This window comes from Nitrospira sp., assembly GCA_029194665.1.
Classification (GTDB): domain Bacteria; phylum Nitrospirota; class Nitrospiria; order Nitrospirales; family Nitrospiraceae; genus Nitrospira_D.
The window spans coordinates 850,838-873,407 of the sequence record JARFXO010000001.1; the positions used below are offsets into that span (position 1 = coordinate 850,838).

Consider the following 22,570-nt stretch of genomic DNA (forward strand, 5'->3'; position numbering starts at 1 on the left):
GCGAAGCGAGGGAAAGTACAGTCGAGGAATCGTCCGAGGGTGGCTCATGGAGCTGTTCAGAGAATGTTCGTTTCACCCGTTGAACGTGCAGAATTGTTCCGAAATCTTGAGACAGGTGTCTCAGAAAGAATACGACGTCAGTACTGGTGTGGGTCATTCGCCATAAAGGGTCGCAGCCGAGGCATCAAAGATGAGTTTCGTCGTCAAAGTGCCTGGTTCGAAGTGGCCGGTGCTCTTATCCCATACGACCGTGATATTTCCGTCGGTTTTCCCCATTGCCTGGGTTGACGATCGGGTCGCATCACCTTCGACCAACACCTCCATGGCCTTTCCGATGTATCGGCGGTTGCGCTCCAAGGTAATGCGGCGTTGAGTCTCTACGAGTTGAGCGACACGCATGCCTTTGACTTGATCAGGGACATCGTCGGTATATTTCCTAGCCGCGATCGTATGCTTCCGCTCTGAGTATTTGAAGATATAGGCTGAGTCGAACTGGGCTTGTTCTACCATAAGTGCTGTGGCTCGAAAGTCCTCATCCGACTCGGAACAGAAACCACAGATGATATCTGTGGTCAGGACGACATCGGGGACGGTGCTTCGAATGCGATCGACCAACGTAAGATACTCGGCTCCTGTATAGGTTCGTCCCATCAGTTCCAGAATCCGATCGCTTCCTGCTTGAAGAGGCAAATGAATGTGCTTACAGATTTTTGGGTGTGTAGCAATGGCTTCGATCAGCGCGGTGGGAAAGTCCTTTGGGTGCGGCGAGGTAAACCGTACCCGATCGATCCCTGATGTATCCGCCACGGCGGTGATCAGTCTGGCGAAGTCCCAGTCTTCATGGCGGTAGGAATTGACGTTCTGGCCGAGCAATGTGATTTGCCTGAATCCTCGTGCGGAAGCCTCGCGTGCTTCAAGCAGAATGGACCTCGGATCACGTGACCGCTCACGTCCCCTGGTATAGGGGACGACGCAGAAGGAACAAAAATTATCGCAGCCTCGCATCACGGTGATCCAGGCATTCACCCTGCCGTCGCGATCAGGCATGATCCCTTCATAGGTTTCATACTCCGACAGATCGAGCGCAAATCCTTTTTGGGAGAGTCCCTGTTCTTGGGCTTCAAGCGCAGTTGTCAGCAACGAAGGAAGTTGGCGGTAGGCATCCGGACCGGCCAAGACGTCGATGAGCGGTTCCTTTTCGGTCAGGGTGCTTTTCAGATTCTGGGCCATACAGCCGAGGACGCCGACGACGAGCGGGCGCTGCTTTTTGAGTGCTTTCAACTCGGAGAGATGGGCGTAGATCTTGTTGTGCGCGTTCTCTCTGATGGCACAGGTGTTGACCAATATGACGTCGGCCCGTTCACGTTCCTCAGTGAAGACAAACCCTTCTCGCTTGAGCATCGAACGAACGAGTTCGCTGTCGGACTCGTTCATCTGGCAGCCGAAGGTTTCGATATGAACTTGTGGAGCGATCTTTAGGATCATAGCGATACTATGGAAGGTCGCGCTGTTTGAGCAGAAGCGACATGGCCAAACGTGCAACGGTCTGTTGCGGCTGTGATCAGGACCGGCAAGATTTGATTCTGGAAATCCTCGGAAACTGCGATTCCCACTCGTGTGAAGTTTGGGGTTGTGCCGAAATGATAGGCATCTCGACCCCCAGCTTCGAAAAGGACCGAGAGCGTCTTGCCGATCTGTTTGTTGTGATGGGCGAGTCGCTTGGCTCTGTCGAGAGCCACGAGGAGATCGGTGCGCTTCTTCACCGATGCAGAGGGGACACGTTGTTTCAGGCGCATTGCAGCAGTTCCGGGACGTAGGGAGTATGGAAATACGTGGAGATAGGAGAATGGAACATCAGCGGCGACGGCCATCGTATTTTGAAACGCGGTCTCAGATTCCCCGGGGAATCCTACCAGAAGATCAGTCCCAAGGCCGAGGCCGGGGATGGTTACGAGAGCCCTTTCAATCAGTTTGATATAGCTCTTGACCGTATGGCGGCGATTCATAGCCTGCAAAATCTGATCGTCACCGCTTTGCAAGGGGATGTGAAGATAAGGACAGAGTTTCTTCGACGAGGCGAGGAGGTCGAGTAATTCCTCGCTGACTGTTGTGGGTTCGATTGAAGAGATGCGGATACGTTCGAAGTCGGCCGCTTGATCGAGCCAACGAAGCAACGAACAAAAGTCCCGGCCTTGGTGCGCGTACTGCCCGATGTTTACTCCAGTCAACACGATTTCCCGGTATCCGCGAGCGGCTAAGGTCTCGACTTCTCGCTGGATGTCATCAAAAGTTCTGCTTCGCTCGTGACCCCGTGCAAACGGGATAATGCAGAAGCTGCACATCGCGCTGCAGCCGTCCTGTACTTTGAGCAATGCACGGGTGGAGTCCGATTCCGCGAAATGCGGCAGCTCGAAGTCTCCACGCACAATCGTTTTGGTATGATGAATCTCTACGTTCGATCGTTTCCGTAGCTCATGGGCGGGAGGAAGATAGGTCGGCAGATCGAGCTTGAATTGGTGGCCCACGATGAGATCGATCCCCGTTTGCTGTCTGAGGCGGTCCATGCCCGTTTGGGCGTAGCACCCTGTCACCGCGATAAAGGCATGGGGAGAGTGTTTCAAGGTCTTCCGGATCAGATATCGCGATGTCCGTTCGGCGTCTTCCGTGACCGCACAGGTGTTGAGAACAAGGAGATCCGTCGGTTGGCCGAACTCGACGAGCTTAAACCCTTTTCGTCTGAGCCCTTCCCCAAGGATCGAGGTTTCAGCTTGATTCAAGCGGCAGCCGAGCGTATGAAGAGATGCACGGGTCGTCACCATAGGGATGGCATTATAGGAAGATCATGCCGGTTCCGGCAAGGCGGTCTATTGCGGCGGAGGTCTCAGGGAGTAGTAACTCCTTGTCGGCAAGATCGTTGATAGGATCATATTCGAGTGGTCGGAGAGCGTAAGGATCATGCGTCCGCGTGCCCTCATTGTTTTTGTTTTTACAGGGATGCTCTGGAGCCATCCTGTGACGGGATGGAGCACGGATTCGCTTCCCGCCGAGCCGGATCTCAATACTCGCGTCGATGAGCTGTATGACCATGAGGCCCGTCTCTTTATCATGCTGTATTCCCTCGGCGGAAACGGCAAAGTCGACTATGTGACGGCCCGGCTGGTTCAGGAGCATTCTCGCAGTACTTATGGTAATCCCATCTACCAGACGGAGGCCCAACCGCTGTTCTATTGGTGGAACCACACCATGTGGAACGATCCGGAGCAGGACGGGGTCAACGGCAACGAAAAGGTCTACCAGGAAAATACTGACTTCGATATCTCGCGATACAAGCCCTGTGTGTTCAATGGACAGCCTTGTTAGCTTCTGCGCCGGCCGGTGAGGCTACTCTCGCATGTTTTGTGATTCTGCTGAACACCCCTGGAAGGCGATGGTATTCTGCCTTGCGGCGGAAGGTTGCTCCGGTCTGTGTGTAGGTCCTGACTGATTCGCTCACGTTCGTACGAGAGAGTCTTCGTGAAACAAGGAGCGTTCGATCTTGCCGGTCTCATGAATCGGCGCATCTTGGTGATGCTGCCCTTGGGTTTTGCGTCAGGTCTCCCTCTTGCGCTCACGTCCGGGACCTTACAGGCCTGGCTTACAGTGGAAGGAGTCGACCTTAAGACCATCGGTATTTTCACCATGGTCGGCCTTCCCTATACGCTCAAGTTCCTTTGGGCTCCCGTGATGGACCGTGTGATCCCTCCCTGGTTCGGCCGGCGGCGCGGCTGGATGGTCCTAACACAACTCTGTGTCGCGATCGGCTTGGTGTTTATGGCCGTGACCAATCCACGGATTCACCCTGGATGGATGGCGGCCTATGCCCTGCTCGTCGCGTTTCTTGCCGCTTCATTGGACATTGTGTTTGATGCTTATCGAACGGAAACGCTTCGTCCTCACGAGCGTGGATTGGGTGCCGCCGTGTGGGTGAACGGCTATCGAATCGCTTTGTTGGCCTCCGGAGCCGGCGCGTTGGTCCTTGCCGATCATGTGGGCTGGCAGATGACGTATCTGGCAATGGCAGCCGTCATGCTGGCTGGGTTGGTTATCGTATTGATCAGCCCGGACCCCACACTTGTCGCTGAGGCTCCAAAAAGTATGAGAGAGGCGGTCGGTGCGCCGCTTGCGGAATTCTTTGCTCGGCCTCATGCGCTTGGCTTCTTGGCCGTGATTATCCTCTATAAACTTGGAGACGCCTTTGCGTCTACGCTCCAGACGGCCTTCCTGATCGGGGGACTCGGCTTTTCCGCGACGGAGGTAGGCGCCGTGAAGGGGTTAGGGGTTTTTGCGACATTGTTGGGAGCTTTTTTCGGCGGACTCTTGATGACCAGAGCCGGCCTCGTGCGCTCCCTCTTGATCTTCGGAGTTTTGCAAGCGGTCTCAAACCTGGGATTTGTCGCATTGGCCTTGGTAGGTAAGGATTCGACTGTGCTAACGGCAGCAGTGGTGATCGAAAATGTGACGGGAGGAATGGGCACAGCTGCATTCGTGGCGCTGGTGATGTCGCTTTGCGATCCTCGGTATACGGCGACTCAGTTCGCGCTACTATCTTCGTTAGAGGCGTTGGGAAGGGTTTTTGCCGGTCGCCCGTCGGCGGATGTCGTGGCCCTCGTCGGCTGGACGCAGTTTTTTATCTTGACGGTGGTGGTGGCACTCCCAGGTCTCTGGGCCGTCTGGCGGATCCGGCGTGTGCTTGAACCAGAACCGGAGACGGTCCTGCGCCACTCAGTCACGAAGCCTGCAGGCTCGCCGGTTTCCGATCGTCTATGAGGACAGTCGTCGTTGAAGGAAGAGTACGAAGATCATGAGAGTGGGAAGTGGCGCTAGGATAAATGGAACCAGCCATAACCAGACATTCTTACCGCGGACTCGCGCTTGGTCGATCATCCAAACAAAAAGCCAGACCAATAGACATGCATAGTTCAATATGATCCATTGGGTCGTGTGAATCTTCAGACCGCTCGTGCTCTCCGACGGGCCTTGAAGGAGGAAGATTCCTAACAGCAGAACAAAGGCACTTAACAGGGCGCCGACGAGTTTCTTGCTCCAGACGAACATAGGCTCCTCCTGATTCAAGAAGAATGTGAACGGAGTTCGGCTAAGCTAATTGGGGCGCTCTTCCTTTGTCAAATGAGATGAAGCCAGTCGGTATCCTGTTGCCTTGAAAGGTCGCTACGAGAACACCATGAGCCTCCTTCGTTTGAGCGTGATCGTCGTTGCACTCGCAGGCGCGATCGGTCTGGCGTTATCGAATCCGACCACGGATGATTATTTACGCTTCGTTGAACAGGAATTGAGCAAAGCGATAGACCGAATGGACCGGGGTGCACCGACTCGAGAACAACAATTTATTCGACAGGTGTTTCAGTCGCAAAGTAAGAAGCTTCTCGAATCCATCGTGAGGCCCAATACGGCGCGACAGAACTGGGGAATTGCGAGCCGGTATGAAACACAGGTGGCGGATACCAAAGTCGTCGTTCTGGGTCTCGGCGGTCGATTCATTCCCCTTCAAGGTGTCGAGGAAGCGACGCTGAAAATCGGACGAATGGCCTTCTAAAAAGAAAAATGGCCAGGGTAATTTGGAGGGACCTGATTTCTGCGATTATTTCTGTGGATAACTCCGTTGATAAGTGATCAGAATCGGCTATGAGATTCGCGTTGCGACTATTCACAGCCTTTCCTCTCATTTCCTCAATATCCACAATACTTGGTGTTGACAAAAATTTATGATAGCTATATGTAGCTACTCGTTGAAGTTAAGTGACTCTGCCTTTCATGATGATGAAGCCTAATCGATGCATGGTCACAGTTTGTTCCCTCTCTCAGGAGGTCTACCGTGAAAATTGATCGAAGATTTACCCGTCGCGGGCAGAATCCCTACGAGGGGATTACGTTTGTGAAGCGTTCGTCGGAGATTCGGAATCCCGACGGATCCACCGTATTTAAGCTCGAAAATATCGATGTTCCGGAGGCATGGTCTCAGCTTGCCGTCGACATATTGGCCCAGAAATACTTTCGGAAGGCCGGAGTCCCGCAGCGCGATCAGAATGGGCAGGCGGCCATCGACCCGGATGGCAAGCCGGTGTTGGGTGGTGAGCGAGACGCTCGCCAAGTCTTCGAACGCATGGCCGGGTGCTGGACCCATTGGGGCAAATCCTATGGGTATTTCAAGACGCCGGAAGATGCCGAGTCTTTTCACGATGAAATGTGCTGCATGCTGGCGCGCCAAATGGCCGCGCCGAATTCTCCTCAATGGTTCAATACAGGCCTTCATTTTGCCTATGGGTTATCGGGACCGGCACAAGGACATTATTACGTCGATCCCCAGACTCGCGAAATTGTGAAAGCCACCAATGCCTTCGAACACCCTCAGCCTCATGCCTGTTTCATTCAATCAATCGAGGATGATCTGGTGAATGAAAACGGGATCATGGATCTTTGGGTCCGGGAGGCGAGGTTGTTCAAATATGGTTCCGGGACCGGGACTAATTTTTCGAGACTGCGCGGGGATGGCGAAAAGCTTTCCGGTGGCGGGCGGTCTTCAGGCCTCATGTCTTTCCTGAAGATCGGGGATCGAGCCGCCGGAGCGATCAAGTCCGGAGGGACGACGCGCCGCGCCGCCAAGATGGTCTGTTTGGACCTCGATCATCCGGACATCGAAGAATTCATCGATTGGAAAGTCATCGAAGAACAAAAAGTCGCGGCGATGGTGACGGGCTCAAGGATTTGTGCACAGCGCCTCAACGCCGTGCTGAAAGCTTGTCATACGGTCGATGGCGAGGGTGCTCTCAGGTTGGACCTCGATCAGAAGACCAACCCGGTCTTGCGTGAGGCCTTGATCTCGGCCCGTCGGGATATGGTGCCCGAGGCGTATGTCCAACGAATGTTTTCCTATGCACAGCAAGGCTTCACACATTTTGTGTTTCATGAGTATGACACGAATTGGGACGGGAAGGCCTATCAGACCGTCTCCGGGCAAAATTCGAACAACAGTGTCAGAATCCCCAATGAGTTTTTCACCGTTCTCGAAACCGACGGCGATTGGCAGCTCAAACGCCGAACGGACGGCAAAGTCTGTAAGACCGTCAGGGCGCGGGAGCTGTGGGACCGGATCGCTTGGGCGGCCTGGATTTGTGCTGATCCTGGCACTCAATACGATACCACCATCAACGAGTGGCATACCTGTCCGGAAGACGGCCGCATCAACGCCTCGAACCCCTGTTCCGAATACATGTTTTTGGATGATACAGCCTGCAATCTCGCCTCCCTCAATCTCACAAAGTTTTACACCGCCGACGGGCAGTTCGAACTGGAACATTTCCGCCATGCCGTTCGGTTGTGGACGATTGCACTGGAAATCAGCGTGTTGATGGCTTCCTTCCCGAGCCGGTCCATCGCTGAAAAGAGCTATCGGTTCCGGACGCTCGGGTTGGGGTACGCGAATGTGGGGACCGTGCTCATGCGACAAGGGATCCCTTATGATTCACCCAAGGCCCTGGCGATTTGTGGAGCCATCACGGCCATCATGACCGGGGAAGCATACGGGACGTCGGCTGAAATGGCTGCCGAATTGTCGCCCTTCCCGGGGTACGCAAAAAATCGAGAGTCCATGCTGCGTGTTATTCGTAATCACCGTCGGGCGGCTTACCAGGTGCCTCATGGGGAATATGAAGGTCTGACGATCGCTCCTGCGGGAATCCGTCCCGAGCATTGTCCTCCCGACATGCTTCTTGCTGCCAGACGAGCGTGGGATCACGCGCTTGAATTAGGAACGGCGTATGGATACCGCAATGCACAAGTGACAGTCATCGCTCCGACCGGCACAATTGGGTTGGTCATGGACTGTGATACCACAGGGATTGAACCGGATTTCGCTCTGGTGAAGTTTAAGAAACTGGCCGGTGGTGGGTACTTCAAGATCATCAATCAAAGTTTGCCGATTGCGCTGGCCAACCTCGGGTATACGGACCAGCAAGCACAGGATATTGTCCGGTACTGTGTCGGTGCCCAGACGCTCAAAGGTGCACCGTTCATCAATCACGACACGCTGCGTCAGAAGGGATTCGATGACACAGCCTTGGGCCGTTTGGAGAACAGTTTGGGGCAGGCGTTCGAAATTCAGTTCGCGTTCAATAAGTTTACGCTGGGAGACACGTTCTGTCTCGAAAAGCTTGGCTTGACCGAGGCCCAGCTGAATGAAACGAACTTCAACATGCTGAAGACGCTCGGTTTTACGCAAGAAGAGATCGCCGCTGCAAACGATTTCTGCTGCGGGACGATGACGGTAGAGGGCGCGCCGCATTTGAAGGCTGAACACCTTGCGGTATTCGACTGTGCCAATCGGTGCGGACGAATCGGACAACGCTCCATCGCCGTCGATGCGCATATCCGCATGATGGCCGCAGCACAGCCGTTCATCAGCGGCGCGATCAGCAAGACCATCAACATGCCGGCCGACGCCACGCTCGAAGCCGTCAAGGCTGCCTATTTGCTTGCTTGGAAGAGCATGGTCAAAGCGGTCGCACTGTATCGTGACGGGTCAAAGCTGAGTCAGCCATTGAGTGCCTCGACAGACAATGGAAAGACCGTGGAGGCGGCTGCCGGCGTGATGGAGCTGGCGGAGAGAGTCACCGAACGGGTGCTCGTTCGGTACCTCGCCAAGCGACGCCCACTACCGAGTCGCCGAAGTGGATACACTCAAAAAGCAATTGTCGGAGGACATAAGCTCTACCTGCGCACCGGTGAGTATGAGGATGGGACGGTCGGGGAAATCTTTTTGGACATGCACAAGGAGGGGGCGGCATTCAGAAGCCTGATGAATTGTTTTGCCATCGCCATCTCTCTGGGACTTCAGCACGGCGTGCCATTGGAAGAATTCGTCGAGGCGTTCGTCTTTACACGGTTTGAGCCGAACGGTCCTGTCAAAATGAACGATCGAATCAAGATGTCGACCTCGATCATCGATTATATCTTCCGTGAATTGGCCGTTACGTATCTCGATCGGTATGACCTCGCCCAGGTGAAAGAAGAAGATCTACGCATGGATGCCGTGAAGAAAGACAATATGGATCCCGAATGCTTCGATGAAGAAGCGGATCTTGATGCACTGGCTCAATCCTCCATTATTACGGAACATCTTCCCATCCGCCGGAACGGTGGAAAAGGAAATGGCCATGGAAACGGACACGGTGTTGCCAGACACGTGGAGATCATGCGCGAGACGCTCACCCTGACGGAGGTCCAAAGCGCGAAAGAGGCCAAAGTCAAGGGCTACGAAGGGGACCCCTGCCAAGAATGCAAGCAATTTACCATGGTTCGTAACGGTACTTGTCTCAAATGTGTGACGTGCGGCGCAACGAGCGGATGTTCATAAGAGGAGTGTGAGGATGCAGAGCAAGCGGCCGTCATCGTGTCTCCGCTGTAGGAAGCGGCGGTTTATCAGAATTCGATCGGGTGCCGATGTGTTCTTGTCTCCACGGTTACGGGCTCGAAAACCTTGCGTGAGCCCGGCGTTTCCTCGCACCCTATTGTATCATTACGGGTCTTGGTCTCCGTTGCGAGTTGCTCGTTCAGCGAGGCGAAAAAGGTTTTGAGACCGGAGAGCCACGAGGAGTACCGATATGCCGACTACGACGCAGCTTGTTATCAAAGGGCAGAGTAAGCCTGGTGCCCTTGCCAGGGTGACGGCAGTCCTCGGCGAAGCCGGGGTCAATATCAAGGCTTTCTCTGCTCCGGAAGCGATGGGGCCTGGCAAGTTGCGTCTGCTAGTCGCAGATCTGGAACGTGCTCGCGAGGCCCTTAAGGCGGCGAAGATTAAGTCCGGCGAAGAAACCACACTCCTGTCGAGTCTCGAAAATAAGCCTGGAGCATTGCGGAAAGTGGCAGATATCTTGATGAAGAGCCGGATCAACATCAAATGCGGCTATTGCACACCTTCTCGTGAAGGGAAGCGAGCGATCGTTGTTCTAACCGTTTCCAACATTGACAAGGCCCTGGCTATTCTGCGCAATCAATCGCTCGACGAGTTTTGACCGATGCGGCCTATGCCGCTCATGAAACCCACCCTTTCCGCGCATCGGTATAGTCGGTATAAATGGTCGACCCTGGCGCGACGCAGCTGATGCAGGATCACCCACGCTGTCTTGTAGCGCCGAATGCCCAGTTGTCGTTGCCGCAGCAATGCCGAAATTCCACGCTTGTCGGTCGTCGTCAAGGACGCCGCTCAAAACCGCGTCGTCAATGGCGTCCGGGTTCGATGAAAACGGTGCCCGCCGTCAGCGACACCTGGTGTCGATGCTGGGCGCATTCGCAGCGCTGCCATTCAAGCAGCAGGTACGTGCGCGCTCCGCCGCACCGTGGACAGCGATAGCCCTCGGGCCACCGACAGGCCGCCTCGTCGGCGAACTGCCGCTGGAATGCTCGGAGACTGGTCGGGAACGGAGGATGCGATACAGCCATACACGACCCATCGTGGTCTCCTGAATCAAGCTGATAAGCAGCTGTAGTCATGGCTCAGCGAATTACGACCTAGAGTTTGATTCAGGTCGCCAACCACCCAATTGTTCTGCCCGCCTTTCCTGTCGGCCCCATTCCGATATAACTTAGTAAACTGAGGTCACGTATGCGGGAGCTAATCCAGGATACGCATACTGTCAGGCTGGTCACCCACGATGGATCAGGAGAAAGCGGAGATGCCTCGTTTGGCGGAATATCCGATCCTCCGTCGCAGACAATGGCTCCTCACGCGCGATTTCAGCCTCGTGTGGTGGAGTCAGGTGCTGTCGCAGGTGGCCGACGGAGTCAGCAAGCTGGCTCTCTTGTGGTTTGTCTATTCCATCACCGGTTCGGCGCTGAAGACCACGGTCATCGGTCTTCTGCAAACATTGCCCCCGATTGTCCTCGGACCCGTGATCGGCGTGGTGGTCGATCGATTACCCAAGAAGGCCATCCTGATCTGCAGCGACCTGACCCGGGCCCTATTGATCGGCCTGATCCCCTGCTGGGTATCTGTAGAATCGTTTACAATAGAAGCGCTCTACTTGTTGACCTTTCTCTACGGGATTGCAACCGCCATGTTCGTCCCGACGCTGTCCTCGTCGGTGCCGCTTATGGTGGAAAAAGAACAGTTGACCGCCGCCAATGCCCTTCTCCAAGGCACAACGAGCCTCGGCATCATCATCGGCCCGGTCATCAGCGGACTGGGGATTGCCTTTTCCGGTTCCCAGGACGTGCTCTGTATCAATGCGGTGACCTACGTGGCCTCCGCAGTCTTCTTGTTCCCCCTCCGGCTGTCGGCCGGATTGACGACCCCTCCGCCGGAGAGCCGTCGGACAACGGCAATCGAGGATCTGTTCGACGGGATTCGCTATACGTTGATTGCTCGGCGCACAATTCTGATGTTGATCATGTTGGCCTCGCTCTATACGTTCGGCAGCGGAGCCTTTACCACGCTGTTTCCTGTGTTCGGAAAAAAGCTCCTCTCTCTCGGTCCGGTCGAGGTGGGATATCTCTGGTCATGGCTCGGTGTGGGCCTACTCCTCGTATCGCTCTGTCTCGTGCGACTCTCCGAATGGGAGCTTCGGCGTCGGGTATCGGTTATCGCGTGGTCGAGCGCCGTCGGCGGGTTGGCTTTGTGCGGGCTGGTCTGGACATCGAACATCATGGTGGCAACTCTACTTGTGATGTTGATCGGCATGGGGTTGGGGACCTGGACACCGATCGCCTGGGGGATTATCCAGGAAATCTCGCCCGCCCACATGGTGGGGCGTGTCATGGCGCTCTACACGGCCATTGCCACGGCGACTTCAATGGCCGGCATGACCTTCTTCGGGTGGCTCATCGAAGTATCCAGCGAGTCTGCGAGTCTGATCGGCATCGGTGCAGTCCTGCTCGCCCTTGCAATGTGCAGCCTGTGGTTCAGGCGCTTCGTCGCGTGTGAGCACCTTTCGGTCGGGTAGAAGGTCTTATCTCCAGTCCATTTTCTCAACTTGGATTTCGCAGGTGACGTATTCCGTCCGTTCCCTCAAAAACCCGCTTGGAATATGCCGCCGATGTGAGTACCATCGGCGGCAATGGGAAGAAGCACCTCACGGAACAGGGCCAGTGTAATGGCGAGGTGCGATGAGATACGACCCCGAATCGCGCCTGGTGGTGAGCACAGGGATTAAGGTGGAGCTGTCATTGGACCAGATTGAGGAAATTCAAGGCTACGTGGCTATCGAGGCCAACCACACGAAGAATGCCAAACGACGGAAGGAACTTGATCAGCTCTTCGACAAGCTTCAGGTGTTCCTGGACACCTATGATGACCAGAGTGAGTAAGATAGCCGACACCATGAACGGAATCGAACCAGGCTGAATGAAAGCCAGCCGATCTTTTTACGTTCCTTGGTGTCATTGATGAAACAGCTATGCACGATACAAGGGCCGACCTCATTTCCGTGGGCGCTGTGCGCGCCTCCGACGACGCTCTCTCTTACTGTGATACTGCCGGGCTGGTTTCGACCTGGTCGGCGATTTCTTTGAGGTCCTTGGGGTACAGTACGATTTCAATCCTGCGGTTGGCCGATCGTCCCTCCTCGGTATCGTTCGAGGCGACGGGTTGCGTGTCCGCATGCCCGACTGCGGAGAGATGCCGCGGGTCTACACCGCCCTGATCGATCAAATAGCGTACGACCGCCGTGGCCCGCGCCGTCGAGAGTTCCCAATTCGTCCTGTAACGGCTCTGCAGTTTGGCGCTGATCGGCACATTGTCCGTGTGGCCTTCGATTCGGATCTGCTTGTCCGTGACGGTTTTCAAAAGGTCGCTGACCTGCTTCAGCACATGCTGACCGGTCGGTTTCACCTCCGCTTGGCCGGAGTCGAACAAGACCCGGTCCACCAGGTTGATGGTGAGGCTGTCGCGTACTTGCTGGACGGTGATATTGCCCTTGGAAATTTCCTCTTGGAGCGACTTGGATAACTCTTCCTGCGTTCGCGTCAGCCGTTTGATCTCCGCTTCCTTCGCTTCCTTGGCAGCACGTTCCTGATCGAGTTTCGTGGCCAATCGAGCCTGTTCTTGACGGAGCTGTTCACGCTCCTTTGCGATTTGGGCTGCCTCGGCTTCCATCGATGCAGCCTGTTGCTGGAGCTTCGCGATGTCTTCCTGCGCGGAAGCACTGTCGCTGGCATGTTTCTGTTCGAGATCCGTCAGCTGGCTGCGCGCGGCGGCGAGTTCGCCGGTCAACTGTTCGGATCGACCCTTGAGGTCTTCCCGTTCCTTCAACAACGAGGCGGCCTGGTCCTCAGCAGCTTTCCGCTGAGCTGCTTCCATGTCGAGTGACTCTCGCATCCCGCCCAGTTGGGCTTCCTGTTCCGCCGATCGTTTCTTGGCCGCCTGGAGTTCGCCAAGAGTCCGCTGGTGACTTTTCGCACTTACGCAGCCTCCTAGGGCCAACGCGCACAGCAGAGTTAACGCGGCGCTCCGGATCGGTATGGTTCGATGGCTTGATGTGGATCGCATAGTCTCCTCCCGTGAATGAAGGCACAAGGAATAAATCAAACGGAATAAGCTTGATACCAGACGACTCGAGCACTCGACTGAAGAGAAGTGCGTATCTCTCATCGAGTCGAGGATGGAATTATAGTCAGATCGGTGTCGTCGTCAAGAGAATTGGACCATGGAGCTACAGGCACTGGAAGAGTCGCGTGCAAGATAGGATTGCGAAGAGAAAGGGGCAAGACGCTTAACAGGTTGCCGTCTCCTCGGCGTGGTTCCAAGATCGGTGATTGTACCGTACCTCGGTGGTGCGTCGCGCTTTCGGAAAGGTCGTTGATCACAGGCAGGAGCAGCGAAATACATCAAGCCGTTTGCTTGACTATAGGGAGGGTCTTCACCTCAGTGGAGAGTTCCAGTGCATCCTGGTCCCACCCTGATTGCTTGTACCCCCGTAAACGGCAGCACCGGGGCAAGCAATGGTGCCAAGAACCGTTCTTGGTCACATCCCCGTGGGAACGAGCTTCGGTGATGACTCAGCTATTCCTCAGAAAAAGACTCCCGGCACCTTTACAAGTCACTCTTCAGCACTGACGTGCTTATCGACATGCTTGCTCGTCTTGGTGCGAAGGTGCGTCCGACCGTCAAGGTTTGGCGGGTAGCGTGAGGCTACATGGATTGCGCGTAACCGTTTCCCAAAGCGTGATGTGCGGTCTGCTCTCTTGCGGATCAAGCGCTTCTCTCATTCCTCCCAAAACCATCTTGGAATATGATGCCGATGTGAGTACCATCGACGACAATGGGGAAACATAACTCACAGAACGGGACCCAGAGCAAGCAGTCACAGGCTGATCCGTTCAATTCTCTCACGTGGGATGAGCTCCAGGACTGGGCCGGGCCGATCATCGTATCGCGAGGGCGGCGCTACCAGCGCAGCCGCCAGGTTCAGGACCCCGCCCGAACCTCAAGCGGTGGCCTGGTCGCGTGGGTGCTGGGTTCGAACCGATACGCCACCAGGATCGAGACGGAAGATGACGAACTGGTTGCGGCCTGTACCTGCCCCTAAGGAGGCATCTGCAAACATGCTGTTGCCGTGGTGCTCGATTATCAGGAGCAGGTGAAGCGCAATCGTACGATCCCGACCGTGACCGAGCAGGACCAGCGGCTTCAGTTGTTGGAGCGTGATGAGGACGAAGGGGAATGGGACGAGGAGGACGAGGGGGATGAGGAAGGTGTTACGACCGAAGATCTCATTCCTGTTTCGGCGCGACCAACGCGAAAAGCCGGGAAGGCTGCCACCGGCGCATGGATGTCTTTCCTGGAACAGCAGACACAACCGCAGCTTCTCGCGCTCCTGAAGGAATTAGTTCAGCGTTATCCAGGTGTCCGGCAATTCTTGCAGGATCGTCACAATGTGTCGGCGGGCGCGGTGCCGAAGCTGGTCAAAGCCCTGCGGGCTGAGCTTGCCCAGCTCAGCGCAGAGCCGGGCTGGCGCAACCACCCGAGCGGCGCGGGCTCGATCCCAGACTACTCACGGGTGCGGGATCGCCTGGAAGCGCTGTTGGCGCAAGGGCATGCGGATGCAGTGGTGGAGGTGGGAGCACAATTGTTGGGAGACGGTACGAGGCAGGTGGAGATGAGCGACGACGAAGGAGAGACGGCAGAGGAAATTGCATCCTGTTTAGATATTGCTTTCCGGGCATTACCGCAGTCGTCTCATCTATCCACCGAGCAGATGCGTTGGGCGGTGGCGGCGGACTTGGCGGACCAGTACGAACTCTGTCGCGGAGCCAAGACCTTCTGGGACCGGAGCCATCCGGTGGGGGCGTGGAACGAGCTTGCCGAGCAACTTGCCCAGCGGCTCGCACATGATCGATGGAAAAAGAGTCAGGACGCATTCTCAGAAAAGTTCCAACGCGATCGCCTGAGCAACTGGCTGATTGTGGCGCTGGAACGGGCCGGCCGGCGTGAAGAGATCATCCCGCTGTGCCGGCAAGAAGCTGAGCGGACAGGCAGTTACCTCCGTTTGGTGGAGCCCCTCAAGAAAGCCAAGCAGTGGGAAGAAGCGGAAGAATGGATCCGGAAGGGAATCATTGCGACCGAGAAGCCATGGCCTGGTATTGCCGTCGAATTGCGGATATCGTTTCGCGGGATGCGGGAGCGACAGAAGAAGTGGGATTCCGCCGCAGCGTTGCAGGCCGACGATTTCTTCCTGGAGCCAAGTGTGCAAACGTTTCAAGAGTTGGAGAAAGCAGCGCAGCGAGCCTGGGTCGGGCCGGAAGTTCGACCCGCCGCCTTGCAGTATCTGGGAATCGGGATACGCCCCCAACCCTCAACCCAGCTCTGGCCGTTGTCAGAGAGCGAACTGAAGACGACGACCGGACGCCGTCCGATCCAGCCACCCATGCCCGATGTCCTCATCGAGATCGCGGCGGTGTTCAAACTCGTGAAAGGCGCGCTGCTGCTGCTCTTCGTTCGTCCGTTGGGATGGGGAGGGGGGATCGGTGAGCTAGGAAGATGAGAGGACTCCCGCAATACAACCGGTCAGCAACGTCGTCAAATAGGCGGTCCACAACGCGCGCAGTCCCAGGAGCGAGATGTCTTTTGCCCTATGCGGCACCAATGCGGAGATGCCGCCGACAAAGATGCCCATGCTCGCGACATGCACGAACCCACAGAGGGCATAGGTCAAGGCCGTGAGGGACCGTGGAGAGAGCGGCGGCGGAGTCGCAGATTGCACCGCGGCCAACTTGAAATAGGCCGCCACTTCCGTCTCGATAAACCGCGACCCCAGCAAGTCCGCGCCGATCTGCCATTCTTCAGGACGGAGACCGAGGAGAATGGCGAACGGCCAAGTCAGCCAGGCGAGGACCCGTGTGACGGAGAGAGACGCTCCACCAATCGTAGGAAGCTGCGCCAGCGCCAAATCCACAAGAGCTTCCAATCCGAGAAACACGATCAGCAATGCAGCAATGCCGACAGCCATTTTCATCCCCTGTCCTGCCCCATCGATTAAGGCGACAACGAGGTTGGAGGGCGGCGGAATCGCTTCACTATCGGCTGAAGGCGATGGGTTCCGGTCGGTAGAGGGCACGCCGCCCAGCGTCATGGGCTGTCCATCTTCGGGAAATGTGAGTTTGCTGATGAGCACCGCGCAAGGAATCGAAATCACCGACGCAGAAATCAAATGCCCGGCGATCTGAGGCACCACATGTTGCAGAGCCGACACGTAGATGCCCATGACCGTGCTCGCCACGGTCGCCATCATGCAAGTCAGCACCAAGAGCAGTTCCGATCGCGTCATGGCAGCGAGGTAGGGACGGACAATCAAGCCCGCCTCGATGCCGACGAAGATGTTCGCGGCGCCGGACAGGGACTCGGCCCCCGATAAGCCCATAGTCCGGTAAAAGAGTCGGGAGAACAGACCTACGATCGCTTGCATAACGCCCACATAGTACAGACCCGCCATCAATGCGGCAAAGAACACGACGGCCGGCAGCGCTTGCGCTGCCAGGATAAAGCCCACCGAGACGGTTCCATCCGGGAGTCTCTGGCCCGGGTCGAGCGCGAGAGGACCGAGCAGGAAGAGCGTGCCCTTTTGCGAGGCGGTGAGCACGGCGACTACCATGTCGTTAGTAACGCTCCAGAGCCAGCGGGAGCCCGGAAACCAAAAGGACAGGATACCGAGTCCCCAGGCCAAAGCCGCGCTGCCCACAATGGTCGTCCAGTTCAGCCGACTGCGATTTCCCGTCACCCAGGCCAGCAACGCGATCGTAACGAAACCGACGCAGGCAAGCAGGCGATAGGGCCATTCCTCCACCGTCATGTCCTCCTTCCGCGGAAGCCCGGCGGGAGGCTACGCTGAGAACCGACTGTCGTCAAGAAAGAAAATAGGGGTTTGCAGTTACACGGAGAGACAAGGGACAGAGGGTCGGATCTTGAACCGTGCACTCAATTGCACGATAGGATTCGACATTCAAGCTGGCATGCTCCCTCGTCGCTTCGTCTGCAAGCGTGCGCACTTCTTCAAAATATCGTGCGCCGACATATTCGTAAATGACTTGAGAACAGGTCTTGACCATCGTCCAGCCCGATCTTGGCACATATCAATGTGCGTCATCCGAGCGCGGTTTACCCGAGAACAGGGAATAGACGTAACTCTGGTAGGCCACTACAAGCAGGAAGCCGACTCCGAACCAGGCAAACCCGGCTGTTAATCCATAGGAGTCGGTGGCTGCATTGAACACCGTGAGGCTGAGCGCTGGATCAGTTGTTGAAACTAAGATGTAGGGATACATGCCGAACATGACGCTGGCGAGCATCAGCAAAATAAATGCACTGGAAGACAGAAAGGCGGCGGTGTCACGCTGTCGCTGGCGGAGGTACAGACTGGATCCGAGCGCGAATATCCCACTGAATGGTACAAGATATTCCATCGGATGGCCAGCGAAGTTGAGCCGCAAGCTTGGCTGGACGAAAGGGACCGCAGTCACGGTAAGCACCGTGCATCCAGCCGAAACCCGCCCCATGACCCAGGCGGTCGAGACGGCTCGTTTATACAGGGCGCCTTCTGTTTTCATCGCGAGATAATTTGCCCCGTGGAAGGCTAGGATCGACACAGTCGTCAGCCCCAGCAGCACCGTGAACCAGTCCAGGATGCCTGGCTCCGGCCCAGGCTGAAAGTCTGTCCAAAACGGGACGAAGAAATATCCGTCACGGTTTAAGGGCACACCGCGAATCAGATTGCCCAGCGCCGCGCCAAAGACAAACGCCAAGAGTAAACTGGCCGTTGTAAAGGCCGTATCCCAGGCCTGTTTCCACAACACATGATCCACCTGCGATCGCAATTCCAGCGCGAGACCGCGAAAGATCAGCAGCCACAGCACAAGGATCAACGCCAGATAGAACCCGCTGAATCCGGCGGCATAGGCCTTGGGATAGGCAAAGAAGAGGACAGCGCCGGCGGCGATCAACCAGACTTCGTTTGCGTTCCACAGTGGGCCGATGGAGGCGAGCACCGTTCGACGGTCCGCTTCGGTCCGAACGACGAACGGATAGACCATGCCGACCCCAAAGTCGAAACCGTCCAGGACGATGAAGATGGCGAGCATCAGTGTGACGACGATAAACCACAGGGTTTCCATTAACCGTCCCTTCGTTCAGGCGGTATACGGCGCTTGTGAGCTGATCGAGCCGGGTCCGTGCTGAATCGTTTTGCCGAGAAGAAACACAAACAGCAACCCGAGCAGCAGATACAGTCCCAAGAATCCAATCAAGGTAAATAAGGCGTTCCCTGAATGAACCAATGGAGATGTGCCATGGGCGGTGCGCAACAAGCCGTACACGAGCCAGGGCTGCCGTCCCAGTTCGGCGGTCATCCAGCCGGCCGACGTAGCGATGTATGGGAATGGAGCTGAGAGCATCACTAGCCACAACAGCCACTTCATGTTGAACAGGCGGCCATGCCAAAGCGAGAACAAGGCCAGGCCAAGGATGGCGGCAAGGATGGTTCCTAATCCGGCCATGATGTGATAGGCATAGTAGAGGAGGGGAAGATTATCCGGCCACTCGTCGCGAGGAAACGCGTCGAGCCCCTTGACCTTGGCGTAGAGGTCTTTGTACACGAGAAAACTGAGCGCATTAGGAATCTCAATCGGGTTGTCGATGGTCATCGTTTCAAGATTGGGTTGTCCCACCAGGTAGAGACCGGCTCCTCTCTCCGTCGTGAAGAGCCCCTCAAATGCCGCTCCCTTTACCGGTTGATGTTCGAAGACCTGTTTGGCGTTGCCGTGTCCCGTGGGGAAAATCATCAGTGCAGAAGCGATCGCGCCGGCGACAACGCCGGTTCGCAGGAAGGTCTTCGCATGGGATAGATAGAGACCGGATAACAGATAGTACGCACCCACCGCTGCTATCACACAGGACGCCGTGACGACGGCCGCTGTCATGTTATGCGCGAATTGCCAGAATAACCAGGGATTCGTGAGCAGCCCGGTAAGACTGTTGACGAACACTCTGCCATCGTCCCCCACTTGATACGCGACAGGATGTTGCATCCATGCATTCGTCGCCAGGATGAAGTAGCCGGATAGCCACGAACCCACAAAGAGTATCAGAGCGGCAAACCATTGCATCCGACGACTGAATCGCTTTCTGAACAGCAGGATGCCGAGAAACGATGATTCCAGGAAAAATGCGAAGACTCCCTCCATGGCGAGAGTTTGGCCGATCACTCCACCCGCGAAGTTGGAAAACCTGGCCCAGTTGGTTCCAAACTGAAATTCGAGCGGGATGCCGGTCACGACGCCGAATCCGAAGTTCAAGGCAAAGATCCTCGTCCAAAAATCCGAGACCTGTTGATAATGTTCGTCATCGGTGACAAGCGCCCGGCTGCGCAAATAAAACAGCAGGAACGCCAATCCCATCGTCAATTGTGGAAAGAGGTAGTGGAACGTGGCGGTGAACGCGAATTGAAGCCGGTCGTAGAGAAGTGCGCTTGTCATGATATGTTCTCAGTGGTGAAGTATCGGTGCCAGGCATGGGTATTGACCGTAAAGGTCTTTTCCCACGTATCCAAAGACCCGCCGTGACGTCGAGACGAGGCACAGGAAGACGGCGGCGGGAGGCGGGACCCTCGCGGTCTTTCCTGGCGGCGCCGGCGCTCATTCGACGACGCTGAATTCATAACGCGAGCTCGTCAGGGCGGCCAATAGATCCGACGCGTGGTCGCGTCCACGGGTTTCCATCGTGATGTCGATCGCCGCTTCGTTCAAGCTCACTCCGTAGTGGGCGCGATTGTACGACGTCTCCACGATGTTGGCCTGGGCCTTGGCAATCACCGATGCCAGTCCTTCCAATGCGCCGGGGTAGTCAGGGAGACGCACTCGCAGGCGCAGCCGCCTACCGTCGCGAACCATGCCCTGTTCGATGATTCTCGCCAACAGCGTGACATCAAGGTTGCCTCCGGACACCAACACCGCAATGTTTTTCCCACGATGGCCCGTTTTCGCTTGCAGAAGGGCGGCAAGCGCAACGGCACCGGCCCCCTCCGCCACCGTTTTCTCGCCCTCCAACAGCATCAAAATCGCCTCCGCAATCTCGTCTTCCTCGACCGTGACGAGCCGATCGACATATTTGCGGGCCAACGGCAGCGTACGCAGGCCCGCTTTTCGAACGGCGATTCCGTCGGCCAAGGTGGACCTTGCCGGAAGATCGACCGGTTGCTGCTGTTGCAGAGCCGTTTGCATCGACGGCAGTCGATCCGTTTGAACGCCGATCACTTCTACGGCAGCGTTTTGCTCCTTGACCGCACAGCCGATCCCGCCGATCAATCCGCCGCCTCCGACCGGCACAATGATCACATCCAGCGCGGGATTCTGCTTGAGGAGTTCCAACCCGACGGTCCCTTGTCCGGCGATGACGGCGTCGTCGTCGAAGGGATGAACAAACGTGGCCTTCCTCTGCCGGCTCCGTTCAATGGCTGCCTCGCAGGTCTCGTCGTAATTGTCCCCGTGCAAAACGATATCCGCGCCGTAGGCGCGGGTCGCCGTCAGCTTGATGAGTGGCGTCGAACGCGGCATCCAGATCTGCACGGGGATGCCCCGCTGGGTCGCGTGATAGGCCACGCCCTGCCCATGGTTCCCTGCCGATGCCGCGATGACTCCCCGTCGCCGTTCGTCGTCCGTCATCGTCAGGATACGGTTCAGCGCGCCGCGTTCCTTGAACGATCCGGTCATCTGCAGATTTTCAAGTTTCAGAAAGATCGCATTTCCGCTCAGTCGGGACAGCGTTTTGGAATGTACCAGGGGTGATTCATAGATAGACGGACCGATACGGGTTGCAGCTGCTTCGATCGATTCAAGAGTGACCATGCTCCGTGCTCCCTTCTCGTGATTCCTCCGGCCCCTAGACAATGAAGCTCCCCGCAGCTTGCTGTGGGGTATCTTGCGAAGTTCTCCGAAGCCACGACCCTCCTTCGCCAAGGCTACGGAGGGTTCTCCACGCCTTCATCCCCGTAGCTCGCTACGGGGTATTCGGCGAAGGAGAATAAAAAACCCCTGGCGGAACCGAATCCGCCAGGGGCCGTTGCTCGCGTACGTTTCCAGTCGCAGGCAGGCTTAGGCGGAGTCGGCGATCATCATCGCCGCCGCCATCCTAATCCCCATGCTCTGCCGGACGATCGTCATTGTTGTTTGGATGCCGAGTTTGTTTCTCTCACGTTCAGCTTATACCATCAGGCCGTAGGCAGATCAAGAATCGATGAAGGCGACCTCTACTCGCTCTTCCAAGCCACAGCTACCGTGCACCGGTCCTCTGGTCTTGTTGTTTTGCGAGGACAGCCCGTAACTTCTCTTCCTGCTCCCCACTCAGGGATGTCTTGAGAATGGTCCCCTCGTATCTTGAGAAGCCGACAAGCAACTTGGCTTGATCCACGTTCCGGATCAGCAGGAAGATTGCGGAGGTGCCGCGCTTGATCGTGCTTCCCAAGTCTTTAATGAATTGATCGGGGATCCCATAGTCGCTCAAGAGTCCATACTCATTGGCAGCATTGGTGATAGCACCGGCTCCTGCACCGCCGGCAAGACTTCCCAGGAGACCAGCCAGAGGATTCATGAACAGGAGCCCCATCAGCCCGCCCCATAACATCCCCAAGGCCACGCCATGTTTGGTTGCTCCCCCGAATACATCGACGCACTGCTTCAGATGCACTTTGCCATCCTGATCGCGGACGACGATGACTGCATCCTCCAGGTCGAGGACATACTCCGATTCCATGGCTCGCAATTCGTTCAGCACCCGGTCGGCCGTGCTGGGGTCTTTAAACGCAATGCAGACAAGTTCACTCATGATCCCTCCCCGTTGATGCTACGTGAGCAGCTGCTCTCCACTGAGGCAGATGGTCAGCCTTGTGACGCACGCATTAGATAACAGTATGATTGGGCTCAGAGCAAGATGGGGTTTGGAACGGTGCTCCGAACCCTGTAGCGGCAAAGCCTATTCTCGCCCCTTGTTTTTCCACGCTCTGTTCCCTTACTCTCGTCGCGCACTGTCGGTGGAGCT

At 56.3% G+C, this 22,570-nt stretch carries 19 protein-coding genes and 1 pseudogene; 9 read left to right on the forward strand and 11 right to left on the reverse strand.

Going from position 1 to position 22,570, the window contains the following annotated elements; all coding sequences use genetic code 11:
• Positions 1 to 153: 153 nt before the first annotated feature.
• Entirely contained in the window at positions 154 to 1,485 is a 1,332-nt protein-coding gene (gene miaB / locus P0119_04100; GenBank protein ID MDF0665241.1) for a tRNA (N6-isopentenyl adenosine(37)-C2)-methylthiotransferase MiaB, read from the reverse strand.
• On the reverse strand, positions 1,482 to 2,819 hold the full coding sequence (gene mtaB / locus P0119_04105) for a tRNA (N(6)-L-threonylcarbamoyladenosine(37)-C(2))-methylthiotransferase MtaB (GenBank protein MDF0665242.1): 1,338 nt from the start codon (positions 2,817 to 2,819) through the stop codon (positions 1,482 to 1,484). The genes miaB and mtaB overlap by 4 nt, the downstream gene beginning before the upstream one ends.
• Before the next feature lie 136 nt (positions 2,820 to 2,955).
• Here mtaB and P0119_04110 point away from each other — a divergent pair, with 136 nt between their 5' ends.
• Together P0119_04110 and P0119_04115 are read left to right on the forward strand one after the other, a co-directional pair.
• The gene (locus P0119_04110; GenBank protein MDF0665243.1) at positions 2,956 to 3,360 is read left to right on the forward strand and encodes a hypothetical protein; all 405 of its coding nucleotides are present in this window, start codon (positions 2,956 to 2,958) and stop codon (positions 3,358 to 3,360) included.
• 153 nt (positions 3,361 to 3,513) lie between these two features.
• A complete protein-coding gene (locus P0119_04115; GenBank protein ID MDF0665244.1) occupies positions 3,514 to 4,806 on the forward strand; it encodes an MFS transporter in 1,293 nt (430 codons plus the stop codon).
• Here the strand turns inward: P0119_04115 and P0119_04120 are convergent.
• Complete coding sequence (locus P0119_04120) at positions 4,801 to 5,094, reverse strand: hypothetical protein (GenBank protein ID MDF0665245.1); 294 nt, start codon at positions 5,092 to 5,094, stop codon at positions 4,801 to 4,803. The two genes, P0119_04115 and P0119_04120, sit on opposite strands and share 6 nt — an antisense overlap.
• A 127-nt stretch (positions 5,095 to 5,221) precedes the next feature.
• Between P0119_04120 and P0119_04125 the strand changes: the two genes are divergently transcribed.
• The 3 genes from P0119_04125 to P0119_04135 all read left to right on the forward strand — a co-directional run bounded on the left by P0119_04125 (position 5,222) and on the right by P0119_04135 (position 10,067).
• Positions 5,222 to 5,593, forward strand: coding sequence for a DUF4359 domain-containing protein (locus tag P0119_04125; GenBank protein MDF0665246.1), 372 nt, complete (start codon positions 5,222 to 5,224; stop codon positions 5,591 to 5,593).
• 279 nt (positions 5,594 to 5,872) lie between these two features.
• Positions 5,873 to 9,409 carry a vitamin B12-dependent ribonucleotide reductase gene (locus P0119_04130; GenBank protein MDF0665247.1) on the forward strand — a complete coding sequence of 1,179 codons (3,537 nt, stop codon included), beginning with the start codon at positions 5,873 to 5,875 and terminating at the stop codon, positions 9,407 to 9,409.
• Positions 9,410 to 9,656: 247 nt separating this feature from the next.
• Positions 9,657 to 10,067: a hypothetical protein gene (locus P0119_04135; protein ID MDF0665248.1), complete on the forward strand. Its 411-nt coding sequence runs from the start codon at positions 9,657 to 9,659 to the stop codon at positions 10,065 to 10,067.
• Between the two features lie 68 nt (positions 10,068 to 10,135).
• Here P0119_04135 and P0119_04140 read toward each other — a convergent pair.
• Positions 10,136 to 10,494: pseudogene (locus tag P0119_04140) on the reverse strand (IS1595 family transposase).
• A 233-nt stretch (positions 10,495 to 10,727) separates the two neighbouring features.
• Here P0119_04140 and P0119_04145 point away from each other — a divergent pair.
• Together P0119_04145 and P0119_04150 are read left to right on the forward strand one after the other, a co-directional pair.
• Entirely contained in the window at positions 10,728 to 11,993 is a 1,266-nt protein-coding gene (locus tag P0119_04145; protein ID MDF0665249.1) for an MFS transporter, read from the forward strand.
• Between the two features lie 163 nt (positions 11,994 to 12,156).
• Positions 12,157 to 12,357, forward strand: coding sequence for a hypothetical protein (locus P0119_04150; protein MDF0665250.1), 201 nt, complete (start codon positions 12,157 to 12,159; stop codon positions 12,355 to 12,357).
• 154 nt (positions 12,358 to 12,511) lie between these two features.
• Here P0119_04150 and P0119_04155 read toward each other — a convergent pair whose 3' ends face one another.
• Entirely contained in the window at positions 12,512 to 13,537 is a 1,026-nt protein-coding gene (locus P0119_04155; protein MDF0665251.1) for an OmpA family protein, read from the reverse strand.
• A 772-nt stretch (positions 13,538 to 14,309) separates the two neighbouring features.
• On the opposite strand from P0119_04155, the gene P0119_04160 reads away from it, so the two are divergent.
• Positions 14,310 to 14,576, forward strand: a complete 267-nt coding sequence (locus tag P0119_04160; protein MDF0665252.1) for a hypothetical protein — start codon at positions 14,310 to 14,312, stop codon at positions 14,574 to 14,576.
• A 27-nt stretch (positions 14,577 to 14,603) separates the two neighbouring features.
• Positions 14,604 to 16,031 (forward strand): hypothetical protein, encoded by a 1,428-nt coding sequence (locus P0119_04165; GenBank protein ID MDF0665253.1) that lies wholly within the window; start codon positions 14,604 to 14,606, stop codon positions 16,029 to 16,031.
• Here P0119_04165 and P0119_04170 read toward each other — a convergent pair.
• The 6 genes from P0119_04170 to P0119_04195 all read right to left on the reverse strand — a co-directional run bounded on the left by P0119_04170 (position 16,020) and on the right by P0119_04195 (position 22,357).
• Positions 16,020 to 17,336, reverse strand: a complete 1,317-nt coding sequence (locus P0119_04170; GenBank protein MDF0665254.1) for a nucleoside transporter C-terminal domain-containing protein — start codon at positions 17,334 to 17,336, stop codon at positions 16,020 to 16,022. The two genes, P0119_04165 and P0119_04170, sit on opposite strands and share 12 nt — an antisense overlap.
• 52 nt (positions 17,337 to 17,388) lie before the next feature.
• Positions 17,389 to 17,592, reverse strand: coding sequence for a hypothetical protein (locus P0119_04175; protein MDF0665255.1), 204 nt, complete (start codon positions 17,590 to 17,592; stop codon positions 17,389 to 17,391).
• A 24-nt stretch (positions 17,593 to 17,616) separates the two neighbouring features.
• Positions 17,617 to 18,654 carry a cytochrome d ubiquinol oxidase subunit II gene (gene cydB / locus P0119_04180; GenBank protein MDF0665256.1) on the reverse strand — a complete coding sequence of 346 codons (1,038 nt, stop codon included), beginning with the start codon at positions 18,652 to 18,654 and terminating at the stop codon, positions 17,617 to 17,619.
• 15 nt (positions 18,655 to 18,669) lie between these two features.
• Positions 18,670 to 20,013 (reverse strand): cytochrome ubiquinol oxidase subunit I, encoded by a 1,344-nt coding sequence (locus tag P0119_04185; GenBank protein MDF0665257.1) that lies wholly within the window; start codon positions 20,011 to 20,013, stop codon positions 18,670 to 18,672.
• A 159-nt stretch (positions 20,014 to 20,172) separates the two neighbouring features.
• A complete protein-coding gene (gene ilvA / locus P0119_04190) occupies positions 20,173 to 21,381 on the reverse strand; it encodes a threonine ammonia-lyase (GenBank protein MDF0665258.1) in 1,209 nt (402 codons plus the stop codon).
• A 424-nt stretch (positions 21,382 to 21,805) separates the two neighbouring features.
• Positions 21,806 to 22,357: a DUF1269 domain-containing protein gene (locus tag P0119_04195; GenBank protein MDF0665259.1), complete on the reverse strand. Its 552-nt coding sequence runs from the start codon at positions 22,355 to 22,357 to the stop codon at positions 21,806 to 21,808.
• Between the last annotated feature and the right edge of the window lie 213 nt (positions 22,358 to 22,570).